Origin of the sequence: Streptomyces sp. NPDC060366 (assembly GCF_042725135.1) — a bacterium.
Lineage (GTDB): Bacteria > Actinomycetota > Actinomycetes > Streptomycetales > Streptomycetaceae > Streptomyces.
The window spans coordinates 112,939-135,610 of sequence record NZ_JBHXDC010000019.1; the positions used below are offsets into that span (position 1 = coordinate 112,939).

17 protein-coding genes and 1 pseudogene are annotated in these 22,672 nt (G+C 69.5%); 8 read left to right on the forward strand and 10 right to left on the reverse strand.

The window, feature by feature from the left end:
• The coding region (locus ACFWHU_RS32335; protein WP_387229313.1) for a tetratricopeptide repeat protein at positions 1-2,159 on the reverse strand (2,159 nt) is incomplete at its 3' end.
• Between the two features lie 331 nt (positions 2,160-2,490).
• Between ACFWHU_RS32335 and ACFWHU_RS32340 the strand changes: the two genes are divergently transcribed.
• A complete protein-coding gene (locus ACFWHU_RS32340; RefSeq protein WP_387229315.1) occupies positions 2,491-3,135 on the forward strand; it encodes an HNH endonuclease family protein in 645 nt (214 codons plus the stop codon).
• A gap of 353 nt (positions 3,136-3,488) precedes the next feature.
• Here the strand turns inward: ACFWHU_RS32340 and ACFWHU_RS32345 are convergent, their stop codons facing one another.
• The 4 genes from ACFWHU_RS32345 to ACFWHU_RS32360 are packed head-to-tail and all read right to left on the reverse strand — an operon-like array spanning position 3,489 to position 11,849.
• Complete coding sequence (locus ACFWHU_RS32345; RefSeq protein WP_387229265.1) at positions 3,489-4,877, reverse strand: DUF2399 domain-containing protein; 1,389 nt, start codon at positions 4,875-4,877, stop codon at positions 3,489-3,491.
• Entirely contained in the window at positions 4,874-9,061 is a 4,188-nt protein-coding gene (locus tag ACFWHU_RS32350; RefSeq protein WP_387229267.1) for an SbcC/MukB-like Walker B domain-containing protein, read from the reverse strand. The genes ACFWHU_RS32345 and ACFWHU_RS32350 overlap by 4 nt, the downstream gene beginning before the upstream one ends.
• Complete coding sequence (locus ACFWHU_RS32355; protein WP_387229269.1) at positions 9,058-10,287, reverse strand: DUF2398 family protein; 1,230 nt, start codon at positions 10,285-10,287, stop codon at positions 9,058-9,060. The genes ACFWHU_RS32350 and ACFWHU_RS32355 overlap by 4 nt, the downstream gene beginning before the upstream one ends.
• Before the next feature lie 5 nt (positions 10,288-10,292).
• On the reverse strand, positions 10,293-11,849 hold the full coding sequence (locus tag ACFWHU_RS32360) for a DUF2397 family protein (RefSeq protein WP_387229271.1): 1,557 nt from the start codon (positions 11,847-11,849) through the stop codon (positions 10,293-10,295).
• A 376-nt stretch (positions 11,850-12,225) separates the two neighbouring features.
• Between ACFWHU_RS32360 and mobF the strand changes: the two genes are divergently transcribed.
• Together mobF and ACFWHU_RS32370 are read left to right on the forward strand one after the other, a co-directional pair.
• Positions 12,226-13,962: a MobF family relaxase gene (gene mobF, locus ACFWHU_RS32365; protein WP_387229274.1), complete on the forward strand. Its 1,737-nt coding sequence runs from the start codon at positions 12,226-12,228 to the stop codon at positions 13,960-13,962.
• Positions 13,854-14,177 (forward strand): hypothetical protein, encoded by a 324-nt coding sequence (locus tag ACFWHU_RS32370; protein WP_387229276.1) that lies wholly within the window; start codon positions 13,854-13,856, stop codon positions 14,175-14,177. Before mobF ends, ACFWHU_RS32370 begins: the two co-directional genes overlap by 109 nt.
• Before the next feature lie 42 nt (positions 14,178-14,219).
• Here the strand turns inward: ACFWHU_RS32370 and ACFWHU_RS32375 are convergent, their stop codons facing one another.
• Positions 14,220-14,717, reverse strand: a complete 498-nt coding sequence (locus tag ACFWHU_RS32375; RefSeq protein ID WP_387229278.1) for an SLATT domain-containing protein — start codon at positions 14,715-14,717, stop codon at positions 14,220-14,222.
• A 542-nt stretch (positions 14,718-15,259) separates the two neighbouring features.
• Here ACFWHU_RS32375 and ACFWHU_RS32380 point away from each other — a divergent pair.
• Entirely contained in the window at positions 15,260-16,642 is a 1,383-nt protein-coding gene (locus tag ACFWHU_RS32380; RefSeq protein ID WP_387229281.1) for a replication-relaxation family protein, read from the forward strand.
• A gap of 94 nt (positions 16,643-16,736) precedes the next feature.
• On the opposite strand, the gene ACFWHU_RS32385 is transcribed toward ACFWHU_RS32380, so the two are convergent.
• Entirely contained in the window at positions 16,737-17,117 is a 381-nt protein-coding gene (locus ACFWHU_RS32385; RefSeq protein WP_387229283.1) for a hypothetical protein, read from the reverse strand.
• 267 nt (positions 17,118-17,384) lie between these two features.
• Positions 17,385-18,404: an ArsR/SmtB family transcription factor gene (locus ACFWHU_RS32390; protein ID WP_387229284.1), complete on the reverse strand. Its 1,020-nt coding sequence runs from the start codon at positions 18,402-18,404 to the stop codon at positions 17,385-17,387.
• Between the two features lie 121 nt (positions 18,405-18,525).
• Here ACFWHU_RS32390 and ACFWHU_RS32395 point away from each other — a divergent pair, with 121 nt between their 5' ends.
• Complete coding sequence (locus ACFWHU_RS32395) at positions 18,526-18,948, forward strand: hypothetical protein (RefSeq protein ID WP_387229286.1); 423 nt, start codon at positions 18,526-18,528, stop codon at positions 18,946-18,948.
• Between the two features lie 104 nt (positions 18,949-19,052).
• Positions 19,053-19,505, forward strand: a pseudogene (locus tag ACFWHU_RS32400) (relaxase domain-containing protein); the annotation flags it as partial.
• Positions 19,506-19,533: 28 nt separating this feature from the next.
• Here the strand turns inward: ACFWHU_RS32400 and ACFWHU_RS32405 are convergent.
• Together ACFWHU_RS32405 and ACFWHU_RS32410 are read right to left on the reverse strand one after the other, a co-directional pair.
• Entirely contained in the window at positions 19,534-19,701 is a 168-nt protein-coding gene (locus ACFWHU_RS32405; protein ID WP_387229321.1) for a hypothetical protein, read from the reverse strand.
• Between the two features lie 244 nt (positions 19,702-19,945).
• Positions 19,946-20,329 carry a hypothetical protein gene (locus ACFWHU_RS32410; RefSeq protein ID WP_387229288.1) on the reverse strand — a complete coding sequence of 128 codons (384 nt, stop codon included), beginning with the start codon at positions 20,327-20,329 and terminating at the stop codon, positions 19,946-19,948.
• Between the two features lie 192 nt (positions 20,330-20,521).
• Between ACFWHU_RS32410 and ACFWHU_RS32415 the strand changes: the two genes are divergently transcribed.
• Complete coding sequence (locus ACFWHU_RS32415) at positions 20,522-21,400, forward strand: aminoglycoside phosphotransferase family protein (RefSeq protein ID WP_387229317.1); 879 nt, start codon at positions 20,522-20,524, stop codon at positions 21,398-21,400.
• A 375-nt stretch (positions 21,401-21,775) separates the two neighbouring features.
• A complete protein-coding gene (locus ACFWHU_RS32420; protein ID WP_387229290.1) occupies positions 21,776-22,603 on the forward strand; it encodes a phosphotransferase in 828 nt (275 codons plus the stop codon).
• Positions 22,604-22,672 lie beyond the last annotated feature (69 nt).

Genomic DNA, 22,672 nt, shown 5'->3' on the forward strand with positions numbered 1-22,672 from the left:
GGGTTGTGGTCGGTGAGGGCGTCGTCGTAGCGGCCAAGAGACCGGTAGGTCTCGCCGCGGCCTGCGATGGCCCACGCGTGGGTGGGGTTGAGGTTGATTGCGTGGTTGAAGTCGGTGAGGGCGTCGTCGTAGCGCCCCATGAGCTGGTAGGTCTCGCCGCGGCCTGCGATGGCCCACGCGTAGGTGGGGTTGAGGTTGATTGCGTGGTTGAAGTCGGTGAGGGCGTCGTCGTAGCGGCCCATGAGCTGGTAGGTATGGCCGCGGCCTGCGATGGCCCACGCGTGGGTGGGGTTGAGGTTGATTGCGTGGTTGTGGTCGGTGAGGGCTTCGTCGTAGCGGCCAAGAGACCGGTAGGCCTGGCCGCGGCCTGCGATGGCCCACGTGTAGGTGGGGTTGAGTTGGATGGCGTGGTTGAAGTCGGTGAGGGCGTCGTCGTAGCGCCCCATGAGCTGGTAGGTCTCGCCGCGGGCGGCGTGGACTCGTGCGGTGGCCGGCGCCAGTCGGTGGGCCATATCGTAATCAGCGAGGGTTTTGTCGTAGTTGCCTTCGGTCCGGTAGTCGCGGGCCCGGACGGTGTGGGCCAGGACGCGGGCATCAGTGTCGAGTTCGGGTGCGGTCAGCAGCAGCGTCAGTACGGCGATGCTCCCTGCTTCCTGTTCTACGGCGGTTTCAAGGCGTTGGCCCCAGGTGGTGAGAGCAGGGACTTCGGTGTCGCGTCCGGCCTGGCCGATGAGCTGTGCCCAGCGGCGCAGGGTGGTTATGCCGTGGTCGGTGGCCTGGACGGCATGCAGGAGGGTGTCGGGCAGTGCGGTGCGAGGGGCGGCGCACAGACGGTGGTAGGTCTCGTTGAGGCGGTGTTCGCGCCAAGTTGCGTCGTCCCAGTACCCGTCGGTGTCGGTGCCCAGTCCGGCTTCCATCTCTTGTCGCCATCGTTCGAAGCCATCGGCGAGGCGGGTGTGCTGTTGATGCCATCGGGCGGGGGACTGGGCGCGTTGTAGGCGCAGCATGGTGTCGCGGACGACGTCGTGGTAGCGGCAGCGGCCGGCCTGGTGGGAGACGAAGGCCTGGGCTCGCAGCCACGGGTAGCCGTCAGCGGCGGATCCGGGCACAGCGAGTTGGTAGATGTCCTCGTCCAGTTGCAGGGGCAGTGCGCACGCTTGGGCGGCTTCGCGGCGCTCGGGATCCGGTTCCCACTTGAGGAACCTCTCGACCGCGGTCTCGGAGGGGTCTGTGACAGTGGCACTTGTGCCCGGACCACTGCGGGCGAGCATGTCGACCAGGAGCGGTAGTCGCCCTGACAGGCGCAGGACCAGCTCGATGTTTTCTTCGCCGGTGACGCCGTGGGTGGCGAGCAGAGTACGGGCTTCGTCCTCGGTGAACACGTCCAGGCCCACTTCGGTGACCTGCCCCAGGTGGTCGCCCCAGACGAGGGGGGCCAGGTGTGACCGGCCGGCCAGTACGATCTGCACGTTGACGGGCAGAGTGCCGTGGTCCTCGGTGAAGATGATGCTCCGTAACCAGGCATCTAGTATCTGCCCGGTCCGCTCGTACACGTCGAAGAACAGCACCACCCGCTCACACCGCTCCGCCACCTCGGCCAGCTCCTCAAGGAACACAGGCGCCAGGTTCGCCAGCGGATTCATCACCAACTGCACGTCATCGTGACTGCGTAGCCGCGTGTTCAGCATCGCCCGCATCCGGTCCGCCCCCAGCGCGACCTGCCCCGGATCCACCGCCCCGGCGAATGCCCCGAACCCGGGAAGCATCCCCAGCCCCACCAGCCCGACCTGAGCTGCAACCGTGCTCGAAGGTGACGCCGGAACGGCCTCCCCGGCACCCGCCTCACCCGCGATCGGCTGCTGCACCGGCACTGTGCTCTCCGCCTGATGACGGCGCTGCCGGTACGTGACCAGGTGCTTGTCGAACTTCTTCAGCGGATGCCCCTGCCGGCTCAGCCGGGCGCTGATCGTCTCCATCGCCTCGAGTGGGTCGTGCACTTCGTCGTCGACGAACGCGGTGACCACGGAGGCCTGTTCACGTGCCGTGGCTTCCCACTGGCGCACGAGAGTCGACTTCCCCACCCCACCGTTGCCGTGCACATGGAACAGATATGGAAAATCAACCTCCTCCGGATTCCGCGCGAACGTCTCCCGGAACACCGCCAGCTCCCCACGGCGCCCCACGAACCCCGCACTTCCCCGACGCCGATTGATCTCCTGCCGAGACGGCCTCCGAACGGCCACAGCAAACACCCCCCGAATACGGATACATGATGCCCCCTAACCCGTAGTGATGTGCAACGGCGGCCCGCTCCCTTCCGGTCGCCGTCGACTCGACCAACTCCCCTGCATCATCAGTGGTACCGGGCCGGGTGCCCGCCGGTTGACGTGTCGTCACCCGGATTTCACGTAGGCGGTCTACCCGCATAGAGCGGGGGCCGTCACGATGGGGGCGCTCCTCACGATGTCCGTCCCCGAGCCCGGGAGATCCCTGATGCGCATCACCGCCCGCCGTGGCGTACTCGCCACCGGTATCGCCGCCGTCACCACGGTCGCGACGCTCCTGAGCACCACCCCCGCCCAGGCTGCTCTGCCCACCCCCATCGCCGCGTCGACGGCCCGCTCCTACCTGTCGTCGCTGACGGTGACGACGGAGCACTCGCGCACGGGTTACAACCGTGATCTGTTCCGGCACTGGATCACGATCAGCGGCGCGTGTGACACGAGAGAGACGATCCTCAAGCGCGACGGCACGGGCGTGGTGACGAACTCGTCCTGCTCGGCCACCAGTGGCAGTTGGTACTCGCCGTACGACGGCGCGACCTGGTCCGCCGCATCCGACGTCGACATCGACCACCTCGTCCCGCTCGCCGAAGCCTGGGACTCCGGCGCCTACAACTGGTCCGCGTCGAAGCGCGAATCGTTCGCCAACGACCGCACCCGCCCGCAGCTCCTGGCGGTCACCGACAACGTGAACCAGTCCAAGAGCGACCAGGACCCCGGCACCTGGTGGCCCTCGCGCACGGCCTACAAGTGCACCTACGCGCGGGCATGGGTCCAGGTGAAGCACTACTACGGCCTCACCGTCGACTCCACGGAGAAGAGCGCCCTGTCGTCAGTCCTCAACGGCTGCTGACCGGACCCGTTCAGGGTCACCCCGCCCACCCGCGACGGGAAATCGCGGCGGGCGGGGGCCGGCTTCGGGCGGTTGTAGGGCGAGCCCGGCACACAGCCGGCCAGCCTTCGTCGGCGGATAGCGCCGCGGGGCGGGGCGGCACTCAGATTCATGAGGAGACGGCCGAGCGGGCCGTTGGCTGTGGGCACGCGCCCTTCGGTCAGGCTGGCGGCGCACCGGCTGGTACATCCACTCCGCGAGTGATCAACGAGGATGCGCCCAGAGAGGTATGGCCTGCGTGGCTATCGGGGTCCGAAGTGCGTGGGTGCCTATACGGGGTGCTGTTCGTTGAAACGACGGGAGAAATCGATTTCTCATGACGTGCCGACTGAGATGTCCTCCCGGGCCGCCGATGGGCAGCGGTCACGACTGGTCAGATTGTCGGCGCTCTGGGACGGATGGCCTTGGCGCATGTCGCGGAGGAGCTGGTCGATGAGGGCTTCTTCGTAGGCGGGCCGACCGCACGCGTGCATGGCGGTGGCGAGCTGCGGATCCCAGGGCGTGTCGCCGATACGTCCGGCGTCCAGGGCGCTGGGTGTGAGGGGGGCGGGGTGCAGGCTCGCGGTGTAGTCGGCGGCCGTCATGCGCCACACCTCCGCGTCGGGGACTGTGTCGAGTACGGCCCTCACGTGGGCCAGGCCTGCGGTGTCGAAGTCGGCGCGTACGGCGATCTGCCAGCCGCTGGCGGCTAACTGGCGCAGTGCGGAGAGTTCCGCCGCTGAGGGGGTGCCCACGGTGCACAGCAGTCTGATCGGCCGGTCGTGGCCCGGCTGGTCGAGGGCCGCTGCGAGGACCGACGGGTTCTCGGTGACGAACACCCACCTGTGTGCGGGGTGTTCGGTCTCGGCTGAGGGCCAGCGGGCTCGTTGGAGTGTCCGGGGCGGCAGGGTGACCGGTTCGCCGGCGGGGACCTGCCAGCCTTCGGGGAGGACGTTGAGGCTGAGCAGGCCGCCGGTGAGGGTGTCGCAGTCGACGCCGATCCTGTCCCAGGCCGCACGCCGGCTGAGTCCTGGGTCCAGTGCCCCGCAACCGGCCGCTTCGGCGAGGACCAGTCCGCCCAGTTCACTTCCGGCGTCCATGGCGTGCGGATCGCCGGTGGCAGTGTGGGCCAGGAGACGGCGGTCGGCCCGGCCGTAGGCGGGGAGCCGGGCAAGGACTTGTGCCATCGCGCGCAGGAGGAGTTCGGGGCTGGGGTGCTGCACGATGCGCGAGACCCATCCGCTGCGCTGGAGGTCTGCCCAGGCCGTTTCCGGTGGGCGCAGCGGGGCGTCTTCGGGCAGGGCTTCGGTCAGGAGGGTGTGCAGACTGCGTAGGGACTGAGTGCGGGCTGCCGCGCGGGCTCTGGCGGCCGCGTTCTCGCCGAGGGGACGGCGCACGGCGTGGGCGGTCACGGCGCCCGGGGTGAGAGCGGGCCCGCGACGCCGGACATGGGATGTGAGGTCGGGCAGGTCGACTCTCCGGCTCTGTCCGGGGCGCAGCGCGTGCGTGCCCAGGAGACCGAGGACAGCGGCACGCTCGGCAGTTGGCACAGGGGCGGTGATGGTCACGGAGCCGCTGGTCATGTCCGGATCGCCGCGCTTGTCGGCCCTGTTGGCGAGCTGTTCCCACAGCCACATCACCTGCGGGCTCAGCAGAGGTCCGAGTGAGGCGCCCTGGCACGCCCCGCCGGAGCACAGGCCGTCGGGGCACTGCCCGGTGCTCACCGCTCGTCCACGGTTTCGAGGGGGCCGGCAGGTTGCGGCAACAGGTCGCCGACTGCCTCCAGGAGAGAGTGTTCGTAGAGGTGCATCGGCTCGGCGACGACCGTTCCGTCGGGAGTCTTTTCCAGGTCGTAGATGTCGACGCCGTCCCAGGCGCCGGGGGAGCCGTCCCAGTGGTGGCTGGTGCACATCAGGTCCAGGCCGAGACTGGCGGTGTAGGCGGCGATGCCGTCACGTCCCTTCTCGTCGACGTCGCCCGGTACTTCGTCCAGGGCGCACAGGCGGGCCGCGTGGGAGGGGAGATCGTCGTATTCGGCGGCCAGTGCCGCGAGCATCGGTGCCAGGACGATGAGTCTGCTTTCGCCCTGTGAGATGGTCACCCCGGGCGCGCCCCACCGTTCCTGGCTTCCGTCCGGCCTGGTGATCATGTAGGTGATCGTGACCCAGTCGCGGATGTCGATGGCCGCGTCGAGCCGGCCGGCCTGCTTCAGGTCGTGCGGCCGGGTGGTGCGGTCCGTCCCGGCATCGCTCATACGCATGACGGCCAGCAGGGCCTGGCCGACGCTCCGCTCCTGTTCAGGGCTGCGGTCGGCGGAGCTGACCTTGCAGGTCAGCTCATGGATGGTCGCCACGGCGGGGCTGAGGTCCTTGCGCAGACTGAGCTTGATCTGCACGCCGACGCCGGAGGACGCGGCGGCCAGCCGCATATGGCCGTTGGTCTCTTTCACCCAGTCCTGGAGATCGACCCACGCGGTGCTGATGGCGTCGGGAATCCGGCTGAGGACGAACTCCTCCAGCGCGTCGGCGTCCGCCGAGTCGTAGGCGGCGAGCGCCGTTTCGTGCCGCAGGGCTGCTTCCCGCGCGGCCTGCGGCGGCGCGAGCCGCCGCCCGGCGAGCATCAACTGGTGGGCAGGCATGGGATGAGGGGCGTCCCCGTAGGCCAGGTGCCACCCCTCATCGCTCTCACCCGCCAGGTGCAGCCGCAGGGCGTCCGAGCACGCGTCCAGGGAACGTGACGCCGGTGCCACGCTTTTCAGACGGTCCCGCAGACCGGCGAACAGCTCCTGTTCAGGGACCTGTTCGCTGCCCCGCCACTCCAGGGCCTCGGCTAGCCCGCCCAGATTCAGCAGGTGCCGCACCCGGCTCGCGGCGGTCTGCGCGGCCGGGCGGGCTTCCTCGTCCCTGCGCTGCGCAGCTACGCACTTCTCTCGCGCCGCGGCCGCGGCCCCGGTCGCCCGGGTGAACTGCTCACGGGCTTCGACGAGTTGCCGCGACACCTGGGCGTGGGTCTCTTTCGCCCCGGCCAGGTCGCGGGCCAGATCGATGTCGCTCTGGCCGCTGCGCTCCCGGCACGCTTCCAGCGCGGCTGCGCTCTCGCGCACCCGCACGAAGCTGGCCTGCGCCTTGGTGATGCTCTCCCGGGCCTTGAGCAAACTTGTCTCAGCCCGCCCGGCTGCCGCCGCGACGCCCGCCACGTACTGGTGTCCCTCCCGGAGCTGCCGGGCGGCCTCCTCCAGCACGTCCACCCGTCGGCAGGCCGCATCCGCTTCGTCCCTGACCTCCCTGATGGAGTCGGGAAGACCGACTGCGGCTGCGCGCGCACGCCACTGCGCACGAGCGCCGCGGTGTGCTGCTTCCAGTTCCTGAGCCAGCCGGTCCAGTTGCGCGGCGTGGACGTGGGCATCGTGCGCGGCCCCGGCGCTTTCGGCGCGTGTCGCCTCCGCGTCCGCCGTCGTTTCGAGGGCCAGGTGCGGAAAGTCCTGGGCGGTCGCCTGGATCTGTTCGGCGTAGGCCAACAACTGGTGCGCCGCGCGCAGGTGGTGAGCGGCGGCCCGCTGCCACCGCTCACAGGTGCGCTGGGCCTCGGCGGCGGCGCGCCGGGCGGCGGCCCGCCGCGCCTGCAGCCCGATGTGGGAGGCGACAGTGGCCTGCCCGGATGCGATGCCGGGCAGGCGGCCGACCAGCAGTCCCGCGCGGTAGGTTCCGTCGGCTCCGATGACCAGCGCGGCCTGCTCGTGGCCGGGCTGTGGCTGTGAAGCGGTGGGCAGGTAGGCAATGCGGTCCAGGACACGCGCGGCTGATGCGGCAAGGGGATGCCCAGGCACGACGGTGAGAACCGATGCCAGGGACTCGTGCGCCGGTAGCGCATCTCCGCGGGAGAGCACGCGCCACCCGCAGCCTGCTCCTGTGGCGGTGGCCCCTTCATCCGTCAGGACGGCGGACAGCAGCCCGGTGGCGGCGATTACGGCTTCCAGCGCATCACGTGCCGGGCCGGCAGGGGCCGAGGCGTTCCAGTCGACGGCACAGGCGAAAGCGTCCGGATCCTCGGCTGCCTCCAGCCACCACGGCCCCGGAAACGGAGGGAGGCGGCCCGCCCGCCACTGCTCAGCGACCGCGGCCGCGGTCGCGGCGGCCGCCGACGCAATGCCAGCCTGCTGCTGGTGGTGGGAGGCTCGGGAGCGCGCACGGCTCGCCCCGCCCTCCGCGTGAGCGGCCAGCGTACGGCTCAGCATCTTGGCGTCACGGATTACCCCGGCGCCCTCCGCTTCCTGCACCCAGGACCGTGCGTCGGCCATGACCGTGTCAGCGTCCAGGAGCGGCGTACGCAGCAGAGCACTCCAGCCCGCCGTCCACATCTGTACTTCGGTGCTCAGCGCGAGAATCCGCTCGCGGACCCGCTCCTGGTTGGTCTGATGCCGCAGTACCGCCTGCCGCGCGGTGTCCGCCGCCCGCAGGGCCTCACCGCGCTGTTCGGCTGCGGCTCCTTCGGCGTTTTCCACATCGGCATGGGCGAGCACGAGCACATGGGCCTGCTCGCTCCTCGTGCGCTGCCACGTCTGCGCGTCGCTCACTGCCTGCATGGCCTCGTCCAGGACTGCCCGCTCGGTGCGTGCGCTCACCGCGGCCACCGCGCGGAACGAGGCGTCACCCACCACGACCGGCGGACCATCGGTCCGGCTGACCGACACCGGCGCACCGATGGCGACGGGGACACCGGCGCTCTCGCAGGTGCGGCGGGCCGACTCGACCAGACCCAGCACAGCTTCGCCCGCTGCTTGAAGTGTCTCGGCATCCGAGGCTGCCGCGTCGAGGCGTACTTCCAGCAGCTCGCAGTTCCGCTCGTGTTCGGTTGCGGAACTCTCGGCCCTCTCACCGGCCCGGCCCATGTCGGAGGAGGCGGCATCGGCCTCCAGCGCCCCTGCCCGGCTTCCTGTCTCCCCTTCCCTGGCGGCGAGTTCCGCCACCCGGCCTGACAGGCCCGCCAACTCCTCGTCGGCCGCCCCCGCCTGCTCCGTGCTCCGGGCTGCTTCTTCCTGCGCCTGGGCGGCGCGAGCCCCACACGCCAGGGCTTTCTCCACCTCCACCAGCATGATCTGGGCCGCACTGTGCATCCAGGCATCGGAGAGGTCCTGCAGCAGGGCGGTGGTCTTCTGCGCGTGCACGTACCGCACCCGGGTCGCTTCCACGGAGACAAGGGCGTTCTCCGCGTCCCGCATGACCTGAGGACTGACCCGCGGCAGCACACCTCGCAGCACGGCTGCGGCGTCGGCCGGGGTCAGACCGGTCAGCAGCCCCGGGTTACGTAGCTTCTTGACGCTCCGTGCCAGCCGTTTGAGCTTGTCCGGACCGCATCCGAAGACGCGCTGGGCCAGGTCGGCGACGTAGTCGTCGTCACGGGCGAAGACCTGACCGCCGTGAGCGGTGACCCAGTCGGTGAACTCCTGCTTGCCCAACTGGCTGAGATCCTCCAGGTCGTCCCCCGGGATCACCGGAACCCGGAAAGGCAGATGCGTCACGGCATTCGGGCCGGACCCCTGCGCGTACTCGAGCCGCACACCGTAGTGGGCATGCTCCTGCCCGGAGCCGTCCGGGTCCGTGGGCGAGGCGAACGACAGCCAGAGGTACCCGAAGCGGCGCCGGCCCGGACTGCCGCCCTTCATCAGCGACTCCAGGCTCGTCGCCCGGTTCTTCCCAGAACTCAGGTTCCCGGCAGTGGGGTTGAGCAGATACGGACACAAGCCCTCCAGCAGCGTCGTCTTCCCCGTGCCGTTGGACCCCCGCAGCAGGCACCTGCCCGAAGGGCAGTTCAGCACCTCCCGCGTGTAGTGCCACACGTTGTCCACACCCGCGCCGACCAGGTGCCAGCGCCGCGTCAAACGCTCGGGATGACCCACCAGGTCCTTCACTGTTCCTCCTCGGCGCCGCGAACGGACACGTCGTCCGCCACCACCGTCCAGCGGGCTGCCGCAGGCGACACCCACCACCAGTCGTCGTAACCGCCCACCACCCGCAGCAGACCGGACGGCTCCAGCAGGTCCCGCACATCGTGAGCCAGACGCTCCGGTCGATCCCGGTACTCCTGCGCCCAGCGGACGTGTCGCACGGCAAGGCCCCCCAGTCGGTCTACAACCTCCGCCGCACGAGCCCCGCACCACCCCGGCCCCGGCGCCATGGCCCCACCCCGCTCGCCTTCACCGACGAGATGGTCGACGAGCAGCAGCGCGGCATGCCTGACGGTGCCCCCGCGGTTGCGGTGACGGTGCGGGAAGACGAACGGACCCAGCTCGCTCTCGCTGGAGTACGCCCCCTGCGGTACGACGAAGGCGGCACCCTCGACCCGATGCTCCACCCGCAGCCCGAACGCCTCCGCGACCACACAGCCCTCGTCGGCCAGCCGGTCACTGAACCACTGCCGCTCCTCGTCCGCGAGATCGCAGGCGTGCACCGCTGCCTGGTCGACGAGCATCCCGCACACCCGCACCATAGGGTCTGCCGGTCTGTGCAGAGTTGCCAGCCACCCTTGGGGATCCTTGCCCGGATCCGTCTCCCACTGCCCGTACTCGTCCAGAGCGACATCCCGGGGCTGGAGGTGCAGCAGCCGCCCGTGATGCACCCTCAGCAGAACCGGCGGATCCTCCTCCTCAAGGAACGCCTCAACCCGCCCCTCGATCTCCTCCAGCAGCCCGCGCACACGCAGCATCGCCAGTGCCCCGACCAACGCCGCCCGTTCCGGACCTGACTGAGTTACCTTCACCTCGGCCTCCGCCGCGGCCGCACGCGCCGCCGCGACAACCTGCCCGAGCCCCACCCTCTCCGGCAACGACTCCAGCGCGGCGGCCGTCAGCCAGAACCAGACCCCCTTCGGCGCGGGTCCCTCGTCCACCGGTACGCCCGCCGCCGTGCCGGGTTTGTGCACCCGGACAAGGTCCGGCTCCACCGCCAGGGACCACCCCACCGCCCCGTACACCTCACGCAGTGCACCCGCGTTGCGGTGCACCGCCTCGATCAGGTGGTCATCACGCCCGCCCACCAGCCATGTCCGTACCCCCAGGCGCCGGGCCAGCTCCGCGACCTCGCTATGACCGGCCTCATCACGTGCCGCCTCGGCGAGTAGCACCAGAGACTGCGTCACCCCGTTCACCGGGCCGCCTCCACCAGCACCGCGACCCGCTCCTGCCCGCCGGGGCGGCCACCGGGAACCCGGCCCGCTCCCACCGGCGGATGGAACACGACCCTCCGCCCAGGCACCAGCACCGACCACCGGTACCCCTCCACCCTTCCGACCGCCCCTTCCTCGACGGTCAGCGTGCAACCCACCTCACCCGCCCGGCCGGTCCGGCACCCGCCGCACTCCGCCGCCTGCACAGCCGCGACGACCGCCTTCAGCGCGGCCCGGCACGCCCGGTCCGACAGCGGGCCCGCCCCGGCCAGCACCTCAGCAGCGGCAGCCCGCAGTTCGGCCTGGCGCTGCGCCCGCTGCGCGGCCGCCACCCGCGCTGCCTCCTTCCGCGACTTGCGCGGCGCGACCCGCCCTCTCGGACCGCTTTGACCCGTCGCCCTGAGCAGCGCCAGGGCCGGCACCCGCGGTCCCTCGTGCCACGAGACCACGCCCACACCCTCGTTCTCGCCTTCGGCGCTGGTGTGGAGCTTCGTCCACGGATGGTCGCCCAACGACGCGCGCAGCACCGCCTGTCCGTAGCGCGGACTCTGACATGCCACAGCCAGCGACAACGCCTTCGACCGCATCGTTCCGGGCCCTGACACACTCTGATCCCGCCGCAGGTTCGCGTGCATCATCGGGATCGCCCGCACCAACTGCAGCCCGAACCGGGCCGCCTTGCCCGTGCCCGGTGAGAACCAGGCCAGCAACTGCTCCCAGTCCGCCACGCGCAGTCCCCGGGCGGGGGCGAGCACGCCACGCTCGACCAGCGGCCCCGCATGGGACTGCCCCTGCCTGGCCTGCGCGAGGTCGCCGAAGCGCGGCCGAAGCCCCAAGAGCTGCTGGTGGATGAGAGCCACGGCCCGGTCCATGTGCACCACGACGTGCGTGGCGTACTCCACGATCAGTTGCTTGAGCTCCACTGTCGCCTGCGGAGCGAGGTCGAAGCGATGGGCGAGCCGGGCCAGCATGTCCGCTTGTCCCACCAACGCGGCATCGAGGAAGTCGTGCTCGACGAACACCTGCCCGGCCAACCCAGACACCTCGGCCTCACGCAGCTCCTGGCCCCCGGCCAAACCGGACAGCGCGCCGTGGATGCGAGCGAGACCATCCAGCGGAATTTCCCGCTGCACTACCCCTTCGGCAACCATCTGGGACCACAGGCGATGCACCTGCCGGCCCCGGGGGGTCGCGCTGTAGCGCCAGCGCGCCCCGTCCAGCTCCTTCCAGCGCTCGATCTGAGAGTCCGGCCTCCCCGACCCGGCCAGGAACGTGTCGCACAACGCGCGCAGCCGCTGCACGACCACCGCGAGCGGCATGACGACGCCCTGCGCCGCAAGCGCGCGTACGACCCCCGCCGGGGTCAGCTCGTCGACGGACCGCTCCAACACCCCCATGATCGCCACGTACTGCTCACGGCGCGGGCTGAGTACGTACCCGAACGGACGCGCGGGATCGCCTCCACTCAGACCCGACTCCGCCCACGCCTCAGCGACCCAGTCCGAACCACCGTCTTCAGACCCTGGCACATCCATGAGAACCCACTCCCGTCGAACTATTCCGAATGTCGGAAATGAGAGTAAAAGCGAGCACTGACAATCCGGCTCCAGCCCTCCCGACCGGCCTCATGGACAGCCAAGTCGGCAGGACGTCGGCAGTTGCCGGGGGCTGATGTAGGGCGGTGCGCGTTCCCTGGTACTCAGAGGGACTTGGTGGCACTCAGTGGTGCGTGTCGGTGTCGTCCAGGTCGATTCGTGAGGGCCGCTGGAGAGCGATGACATTTACTTCCGGCCTGGGGCGCTTCCCGCCCGGCGGGCTCTGGGTGAAGAGAGTTGGGCTGCTGCTCCCGCCTGGCGGGACGTCACGCTGACCGGCGTTTTTTGCAGGTCGGGGTCGTGTGGCGTGGTGTTCATGATGGATATCGCGATCATTCGAGCCGGTCAGATGTACCGCTACTACTTGCGCCAGGTCCTCGTCGGCGACGGCCGCCGCCCGGCCCGCACACCGCTCCGTACGGCGCAGGAGGAGGCCGGGGTTCCGGCCGGGCGGTGGATGGGCCGCGGGCTGGCCGCGCTCGGCCTGACGGCGGGGGACACCGTCACCGAGGCGCAGCTGCGGAACCTGTTCGGCGAGCGGGGCCGGCACCCGTACGCGGACCTGATCGAGGCCGACCAGCTGGCCGCGGGCACGTCACCGAAGGCGGCGTTCAGGGCTGGCGCGCTCGGGCGCCGGGTGACGGTCACGGGTGTCGACCTGGTCTTCCGGCCGCAGCCGACGATCTACCTGTTGTGGGCACTCGGGGATGAGAAGACCCGGAAGGTGATCGAGGCGGCGCACGAGCGCGCGATCGGGAGGGTGCTGACGTGGATCGAGGACCAGGTGGCGATCATCCGGTACGGCAAGGACGGCATCTACAAGGTCCGGCCGCCCGGCGGTCTGGTTGCCGCCCGGTTCCGTCACTACGAGGCACGGTCGGGTATGCCGCTGCTCCATGACCATCTGCTGCTGTCGGTGAAGGGGCAGCGCTTGGACGGGAAGTGGGGATCGATCCACTCGGAGGCTCTGTTCGAGAACACCGTCGCCGCGTCGGCGCTTTACAACGAAACTGTGGCTGCTGAGGTCTGTGAGGCGCTGGGGCTGGCCACCGAGCCGCGCACGGTCACCGCCGGGCGCCGGCCGGTGATGGAGATCGCCGGGGTGCCGCACGAGCTGATCCGCTGGACCGCGCGGCGCGGCGACCAGATCGCCGCCTGCCTCAAGGAGCTGGAAACCGAGTACGTCACCGCCGTCGACGACGACGGTGAGCTGAAGTTCCTGCCTGAGGTCTCCGAGCGGGCCCGCGTCCAGCTGAACAAGATGGCCGCCCACAAGACGCGGCCGCCCAAGAAGCAGAATTCCCGGTCGCTCGCGCAGTTGCGCGCAGACTGGAAGCAGAGCGCGATCGACACCTCCGAGGTGGCCGCCGACATCATCAACTCGCTCCTCGAGCGTGCCCGCGCCGCGGCCGCCGCGATCCGGGCCCGGGTCGCGACCGTGGTCGACGTCGCGCTGGCGGCGGTGGACGTCACCGCGGTGGTGTTCGTGATGAACGGCGGCGGCCGGTTCCACCGCAGGCACCTGCTTGCCGAAGCGCGCCGCCACCTCGCTCTCGTCCTGCGTGGCCGCCGTCGCGAACCGGGCCTGGACGACCGGATCGTGGACGCCGCCATCGACGCGCACTGCCTGGACATCAGCGAGCCGAAGACCACACGCGGCCTGCTGTCGGACTACCGGCTCTACACCGCGCGGTGGGCCCTGCCCGACCTCCGACCCGCCCGCCGACTCCCGCGCCCGATCCGGACCAACCGCCGCCGGCCGATCCCGGCGCGTCGGCCGCGCCCTGGTCCCCGGGCGAGGATGTGGGGGAGTGGGAGATACCCCGCGTCCAACTGCGCTACGACCGCGCGGTCCTCGCCGCCGCGGTGGTGCGCGGGAAGCTGCGCACCACCACCGCGCGGCGTGGGCGCGCGTACGACGTTGCCGCGCACCAGCAGGCGGCGATGCCCGAGCAGCTGCTCGCGCATCCGGTCGCCGCCCCTGAGCGCGGCGACCAGGAGCCGGAAGCCGAACGCCGGGAGACGGTCGACCTGTCGGCACTGCGGGCCCTGAAGAAGTCGCGTACGGACGTGGAAGCGCTGGGGTTCACCGACGAGCAGCTGCGCCGCCTCCAGGGCGCCTACACGCGGGCAGGCGACCAGTCGCGCAGGAGGACAGCCCGGCATGCCGACCGTCAGGACGCCAACGCATCACACCACGAGGACGACCAGCAGACGCACCACCCCCAGCAACCGGACTCGCATCGTGGGCCGGAAGCCGGCCGCTGAACGCGCTTGCTACCGAGGGAAATGAAAGGAGCCGGCGACACCTCAGGAAGGCGGCAGCTGGCTGCCGGTGTTGGTGCCGCCCGGGATGGGGGTGGGCGCCACACCGCGGCGGCTGGCAGCCCAGCCCTGCAACTCGGTCGCGTCGACCGCCTCGACCTCCTCCAGCAGCCGCTGACGGCTGACCTCATCCCGCTCCGCCTCGGGGATGAGCCGATAACGCCGGATCGCCAGGCGCAGCCTTGACCAGGCCTCTGCGGCCAGCACATAGCGCTCGGTGTGGTTGAAGATCTGTCGGAATCCGCCGATGAAGACGGCCGTTCCGGCAAGCGTGGCAGTGACGGCTGGCGGCGCCTGGATGCCGGCGGCTACTACCGTGGAGGCTCCGGTGAGCAGGGCACTCAACTCGGTGAACCAATGCCATCTGCGGGCGCGATCACGCGCACGCTCATACCAGGCGAGATCCGTCAGGGCGTGTTCCAGGACAGGGTCGTCGTCGCTTGGCGACGGCGGTTCAGGTAGGTCTCGTCTGCGTATCAGCACGCGAACATGTTGCCCCATCCGGGTGGGTCAGCGAGCGTTGGCGGGCCCCTGAGGCCGCCCCATCCGGTGATTGCCCACAGCGTTTCGTCACCCTGCGAGTCCGCATTTCGTTGGCCCCCCTTGTCCGGGTGCGCTGCGCGGCCGTGCGCGCCGTGTTTGTCCTGGACCGGTCTCGCTACCGGGGGCCGTCAGACTGCGGACAAGGGGTATTTCTGCACGCTGCTGCCTTCGGATCAACGCCCCGGCCGGGGCAGCGAGGGAGACCAGACGATGACGACCATCCGCGCAGGCAGGCCCCTTCGGCCCCCACTTCGGATGCCACTGGGGAACCCCCTTTGGTGCCCGGCACCCCGAGACATGGAAAAACCCCAGTTCAGAGCGGCAATCGGTGCGGATTCCGGACCGTCACAACCCTCATATCTCCTACTGATGTCAGTACAGGAGGAGATCATCGGGTCCGGGGGCCCGACGCACTTCCAGGCACGGCGCGGTCCGCGGTCGACCGGTCGCCGGCCGCGAGCGACGACGAAGGGACAGAGCTCATGACGGGCAAGCGGATCACCAACTCGGCCGGGTCGACGAACAACTCCCGCGGCGATGTGCTGCGCGTGCTCGGAGCGCTGAAGGTCGCCACGACCGATCAGATCCAGCGGATCGGCGCCCCGCACCTGAGCTTCCGGCACGCCGACAAGCAACCGCCGTCGAAGGAGAAGCAGGCCCGCACCGCCTCACACACCGGCGCGCTCTCCGACATGCGCAAACACGGCCTCTCCGAGAACGGCGGCTCCACCCAGACGGGGGAGTCGCTGCGGAACCTGACCCTCAAGGGCCTGGAAGCCGCCTCCCACGAACTGCGACGCCCGATGACGGACATGGGCACCACCGCGCGCGGCGCGGGCTCCAGCGGCGCCTCCCACCCCATCGCCGTCAACGAGACCGTCATCGCACTGCTGCGCCCGAAGCCGAACATGGCCAAGCTCACCGACGACCTGCCGCACGTCCGGGCCGCCGCCCAGGCCGCCGTCGACGCACCCGAAGGGACCGGCACCATCGCCTCGTACTTCACCGAGGTCCCGCTGCCCGCCACCGGCACCTGGAACACACCCGGCAAGGGCGGCGCCCAGGCCGACCTCGTCCTCACCGCCCCGCAGGACCAGGTGCCGCTGCTGTTCATCGAGGTCGACAACTGCCACGAGAGCGCTGAGGAACTCACCATCAAGCTGGAGAAGTACGCCCGCTTCCTCCGGCGGAAAGTGAAGGACACCGACGGCAAGGAACGCCCGATGTGGCGCACCCGCTGGCCGGCCCCGGCCACCTCGTCCGGCGACAAGGCCCACCCGCCCGTGCTCCTGGTCTTCAACCACATCGGCGACCGCAACCCCAACAACACGATCCCGCGCCTGATCGACCTCACCCGCCACCTGTGGGAGGGCCAACGGCAGAAGGGCGGCCACCACCACTACGACGGGAAAATCCCGATCATCGCGACGGGGCTGCGCAACCTCCGCGAACACGGCCCGGCCGGCCCGGCGTTCCTCCGCTTCGGCCGCGACCACATGCAGCCCCTGCTGGAAGCGATCGGCAACCCCCGCCGCGAGGCGGCCGACACCCGCGCCCGGGAAGAGACCAGGCGTGCCCATCAGGAGTACAAGGCACAGGTACGGCGCGCGGCCGAAGAGCAGGCGGCGAAGAAGGCAGCCGAGCGCGAGGCCCGTCGTCCCGTCTGCGCCGGCTGCGGGGGGAAGTTCACCGACGAACGGTGGGAGGCAGTCCGAGCGGCGGGCTGGGGCACTCCGAAGGACACTCACTCGCAGCTCTGCGACGACTGCAAGCACCAGGCCGTGAACGAGCGCCAGGAGCCGGACCAGGCCCCGGAAGTGCCCGTTCAGAAGGCGGGCGGCTGGCGCTCGCGTTTCCGCACCTGACCCCGGGCGAGTCTCTCCCCGACGGCGCGGGCGAGCCCGCGTTGTCGGCGGAGGCCGGGACGCGAGGCGAACACCGAGCGGACGGTGAAACGGGCTATGCGGAGCGGGGCTTACGGCCGGCGGTCTTCTTCGCCGCCTTCTTGGCCGGGGCCTTCTTCGACGTCTTCTTCGCGGTGGTCTTCTTGCGGGTCGGCATGTCGTGCAACGTGGCGTCCTCGCCGCTCTCGCCGCGGGACTTCTTCGCCGCCTGTACGGACTCCTCCAGCGCGGACATGAGATCGACCACCTGGCCGCTGCGCTTCGCCTCGGTCTTCGGCGCGGCCGGGGTCTTGCCCTCGGCCTTCGCCTGGATCAGCTTCTCGACGGCGTCGGTGTAGGTGTCGCGGAAGCCGGACACGCCGTCCAGGATCATGGTGTCCATCAGCATGAGCGCGCGTTCGATCTCGGTCTCGTCCAGCTGGACATCATGGATCAAACCGAGTTCAACGAGCTGGCGCCGACGCGGGTGACGCCGACCTAACCTCACGGGACCAGGATCCGGCGGGGCCGCGCCGTGTCTCTGGTGATCGCCGCGACGTCTTGACCCCGGCCCGCGCCGGAAGCACGGGCCGGAGCCCGGTATCCGCAGTCGGGTGGTGAGCCTCCGCAGTCCGTGGGCTACTGGTCGCCGAAGCGTCGTGGCCACGGCGCTCGCGGCGGCGGGCCCACGCAGGACCAGAGGTGCCGACGCCTTCTGGGGCTGTCAGGCGGCGGTGTCGAGGAGGTTGCTGCCTGCCGGGGTAACGGTGTGGAGGGCAGTGTTGCGGTGCCGGGTGGTGTGGGTGAGGCCAGCGGTTCGGAGAACGGTTGCGTGCTGGCTGGCGCTGGCCGGGGAGATACCGGCGCGGCGAGCGAGTTCGGTTGTGGTGCAGCCAGGATGGTGGGCGATGGTCCATAGCACCACGGCGCGTGTGTGGCCGAGGAGCGCGGTCAGCGAATCGGGGATGGTGCTGAGGGTTCGTGCCGTGTCAATAGGGGGCAAGAACAGGTTCGTGTCGCGGAGGCCGACGGGATAGGTCAGCCACGGCTGGGGCTCGGCTGTTTCCTCCAGCGCGGGGTATACCGCCCCGAACACGGAGGGAACCAGGAGTAGGCCGCGTCCTGCGAGATGGATGTCGCCCGCTAGGCCGGAGGCCATGGTGAGTTCCAGTACCGGCGGCTTCCAGTGAATGAACCGTGGGTTAAGGCCAGACAACAAGGCTCCGAGCCCGTCATGAGCGGCCTGACGAGTGCGCAGCGCTTGGTCCGCGCCGTTGAGAGCCTCGATCTGTTGCTGGTACGGGTCGATGACGTGCTTGTGCGCGTGGGCGGCGGCATCGGCCAGTTCCAGCAGCAGCTGAGGGTCGCTGCCGAGCGACCGCGTCCAGGCCGGCACGGGGCGCTGAATACGGCCGGCCCAGGTCTCCATGTTCTTGCGGATCTGGGCAGCGGGCGTGGCACGGACCCGGTCCAGTGCTTCATCGATGCTGTCCGCGTGCGTGTGGCTCAAGAACTCCACCGTCCACCCCGTCGGCGGAATCAGGTCGCACAGTCGCCTGACTCGCGGTGACAGACGGCGCAGCGATTCCCGGCGCCAGGCCCCGAACCGGGTTGGATGGCTTCCTTCTTGCAATAGTCGCAACGCGATGTCCAACTCCAGCATGGGGCCAGGACCGTTGGCCAGCCGGATGCGCGTCAGGTCTTCCGCGGTGAAGTGGACACGTAGCGGCATGCCGCCGAGCATCTTCGGATTGTCCTTATTCGGGCTAGGTCAAATCACGTCGTTCCCCGATCGTCCTCCCAGCCAGTCTGGTTCGTGAGCGAGCACGAACAGAGCTGCCGCTCCGATTCGGGAGGAAGAACTCATGAAGAAGCGAATGATCGCCACAGCGGCATCGATTGCCGCGATGCTGGTTCTCGCGATGACCGGTAGCGCCAGCGCCGCCACGCTCCAGCTCTCCGGTTCGAGCACCTCCGGGAACAGTTCGATCTCGGGGTACTACACCTACACGGGAGACGGCACGGCTGGCGGCAAGGCGAAGTTCGACGGAAGCTTCTCATCCGTCAAGCTGACCGACAACATTGCCGGGAACGGTCTCGGGTCCGCGCTGGTCCTGGAGTACGACGAGTTCGTGAACGGCGCGTGGGGGCACGTCTCTCCGTACATCTCGCGTACGGGAAGCAGCGGCACCACGTCGTGGAACTTCAACGACAAGGCAAACATCCGGATCTGGGTGTGCGACTACAACACCAGCGGTGACTTCCTGAACTGCAACCGCCGCGTCTGAGTTGTTCGCGGTTCGTTCTTCTCCGGGGCCCTCAGCCAGCTGCTGCGGGCCCCGGAGCCATCCAAGGTGTCACCATGCCGTCCGCGCGATTCTCGATCGAGCCGATGACCGTTGACCGGGGGCGCTCCGTGGCCTTGTCACTCACTTTTGAACGCGCAGCGAGTGGTCATCATCGGCGGGAACCGGACGCCGACCGGATCGAGCGTCACCTCCTGGACGACGGCTCCGACGCGGCGCAGGCGACCCTGATCGTGCTGTGGGCGCTAGGCGCTGGCTCGAGGACGAGGTCGCCCGAGACCCGGTGGTTGTCGGCCGTGGCCGCGCGAAGGCGCCGGCCTTTGTGGTCGCGGAGTTCCGGCACTACGACGAACAGGGACGGCTTCCCGCTCCTGCCTGAGCACTGCCTGGTCCTCAACCGTGTGCAGCGCCGGGACGGCAACGGTGAGCCGAAGTGGGGCGCGCTGGACACCCGCCATCTCTACCGGCATGTGGTGGCGGCCGGGACGCTGTACACCCTCGCGATGACGACCGAGGTGTGTGAGGAGCTGGGGCTGGCGATGGTGCCGAGGGAGGTGAGCGAACCCCCTATTGGCGCGTCCCCGGCGCGGCCACGGCCCACAGGAAGCGTTCCGACGCCGCCAGGACGTCCTTCGCCTCCAGTGGCGGCACCGAGGCCGGGGCCGGGGCGGGTTCGTCCGCCATCGTCTTCTCCGGGGCGGGGGAGACCGGCTGCTGAAGGTGGGCGACCAACATGGCGCTGGAGGCGGCGCTGGCATACGACCCTCCATGGCCGGACGGCGGCCAGGCCGCCATTAGGGAGAACAAGGCGGGCGGACCGCCGCCCGTACACCCGATCCTCACCCCGCACTGCCCGGCGCGCACCACGAGCCGGACGCACGAACACCCGACCAGATTCTTGAACTCGGCAGTGCCGTGGCCGCCGGCGTTCGACACCGCCGTCGAACCGCGCTGCCGCGTCCTTCCGGGCGGTCCGTGGTCAGACGCTGTGGAGCGAAGGTCCGTTCCCGCCCGCGTCAGCGAGCCGTGAATCCCCGTCGTGGACATGCTTGAGTGCCATCCGGGCGTCGACCGTGGTGCCGGTCTCCAGCGTGCCCCAGTACGGGTGCGTGGAGACGGCGGTGGACAGCTGAAGGACCTCGCGGCGCAGGCGGGCTTCTTCCGTCTTCTGCTCAGGGGTGTAGCCGGGGCCGGCGGCCATGGAGTTCCGGCGCTCGCTGTAGGGCTGCTTGTCGCTCTCCCACCCGGGCTCCGGCTCGACGGACCAGGGCAGGGTCCGGCACAGCGCCCGGTACGCGGCACTGGCCTGGTGAAGACGCAGTTGGGCATCACGGAGATCGTCGGGGAAGTCGTATTCGGCCACGACTGGAATGCTACGCCTGTTCGAATAGAGGAGGTGAGGCGCCACCCCGCGCCAATCGGGGGACATCTGTCCTGTCGCACGGAAGGTTGAGTATTCTCATCGAAGTTTGAGTGGCACGGGCCGCGCCCCTTGGAGCCCTGAACAAACCGTTGGTGTTTTGGCTTTGATGGGTTGCAAGCTGCCCCGGTGAACATGGAACAGGTTGGCGCGCGGTTGGTCGCTCGATTCGGCCCCGAGGCCGAGGGGTGGCTCGCTGAAGCTCCGAACCTCGCTGCACGGCTGGCCGCAGGGTGGGGTCTGGCGCTCGGTGAACTCTTCGAGAGCGGAGCCTCCTCTGTCGTTCTGCGCTGTCAATGGCCTGACGGCACGCCTGCGGTTCTCAAACTCAGCCCAGATCGGGCACTGTTGACCAAACAGGTAGAGATGCTGCGCGTGTTTGCACCGTCGGGTCGAGTGCCAGCTGTACTGGCTGTCGACGCGGAGGCAGGGGCGATGGTGCTGGAGGAGGTCCTGCCGGGCACCATTGCGGAGGACATGCCGCAGAGGTCATTGCCGCAGCAGTGGGGAGAACTGCTTGCCGCATTGCACACCGTGGCCGCACCCGTGCACTGGCCACTTGATCTGCGCGGCCGGTTTGACGAGGCATTCGTCCGGATCGGTCGACGGCTGTCCGAGCCAGCAATCGGCGCACGGATTGACCAGGCCGCGTGGCAGCGGGCGAGACAGCGCTGTGAGAAGTTGCTGGGCAGCCAGGCCAGGCTCGTGTTCCTGCACGGCGATCTGCACCTCGGCAACGTTCTGGACGGCGGACCGCCGCGCGGTCTGATCGCGATCGACCCCAAGGCATGTGTCGGCGACCCATGCTTCGATGCCGTGGACTACGTTGTGGCCGGTGCTGGCCACGAGGGCGTCGAAGCCCGTTGCCAGCAAGTGGCGACCGCGTGCCAGCTCGATGGGGACCGGCTCCATGCCTGGAGCCGAGTGGTCGCACCTATGGCAGCCATCGCGAACCTCGCCAACGGCGGCCCAGAACCAGCGCTCGACGAACTGGTCGCCCTGTCTCGTCGCTGAAAACCAGCCCTCTTTGCCGCTCAAACTTCAGTGAGATAGCTCAACCTACGGTGCGACAGGACAACATCCACGCTCGGGAGCCACCCCTTTCGCGCCCAGGCGTCAGCACTGCCGGGGTTCACTCCCGTTCCAGGGTGAGCTGGTGCGCAGGGCGTACGACGCCGACCGTGCCCACGGGACCACAGCCCGAGGAGCGGGGGGCCCGGGGACGGCGCGATCGTCAGCACTACGAGCCGGAGGCACGAACACTCGCGATCGCCATCTACTGGTACTGACGACATGTTCAGAGAAACGCGGTTGCCGTGCTGGGACAATCGGCTGGTGAGTTCTTCTCCGGAGAGGTGGGCGAGGGTCGAGCGGCTCGATGCTGAGCGGATGGCTGAAGCCTTGTATGCGCAGACGGGTGTTCGTCTGACGGTGCAGGGGCCGTGTCCGGGCGGGCAGGTGGGTGCCGTTTATGTGCGGTGGGCCGACGGCCGGCGGTCGGTCCTGAAGTGGCGACCGCACAGCACGCTTGCGGACATGCAAGCGGGGCCGCTCAGCGTGGCCGACATCCTCCGGTCTGCGGAGTACCCGGCGCCGGCCACCGAGTTGGCCGTCCAGATCGACCATGCGGTGGTCTTCGTGCAGGAACTCCTCCCGGGCGTGAAGATCGACGATCTGGACCACCATGGTCTGGAGCAGGCCCTGGAACTCAACCGGTTGCAGACCGGTCGGCTCGCCGACCGCCCGGACGTTCCTCCGGTGGGTCTGCACCTGAGTGAGGACGGTTCCGGATATTGCCTGCACGAACCTCTGCGTCGGCACAGCCGCCGCACTGCCGCTCTCGAACGCTGGATCGCCTCAGTGGGGGAGGACAGCCCTGGCCGGCTCGTCGGATACGACGCGGTGCACTACGACTTCCATCCCGGCAACATGCTGGCCACCGGCGGTGCGATCACCGGCATCGTCGACTGGGATGGCGCCGGGCGCGGTGATCGCCGATTCGACCTGGTCACCTTGCGCTTCGGCATCCACGCGAAGGCGTGTGAGACCGGTGTCGCCAAACGACTTGATGACGTCCTCGACGCTGTGCCCGACGACCTCCTCCGACTCGCCTGGGCCCATATGAGCCTGCGCATGGTCGACTGGGCGATCCGGCACTTTGGTCCGGCCGATGTCGAGCACTGGCTCGACCTGGCAGAACAACGCGCCTACCAGTGAGCTCCGGAGTACTGCGCGCCGAGCAGGCTGCCTTGTGGTCCTGGGCCGGCGGCCAACACACTGCGGTGC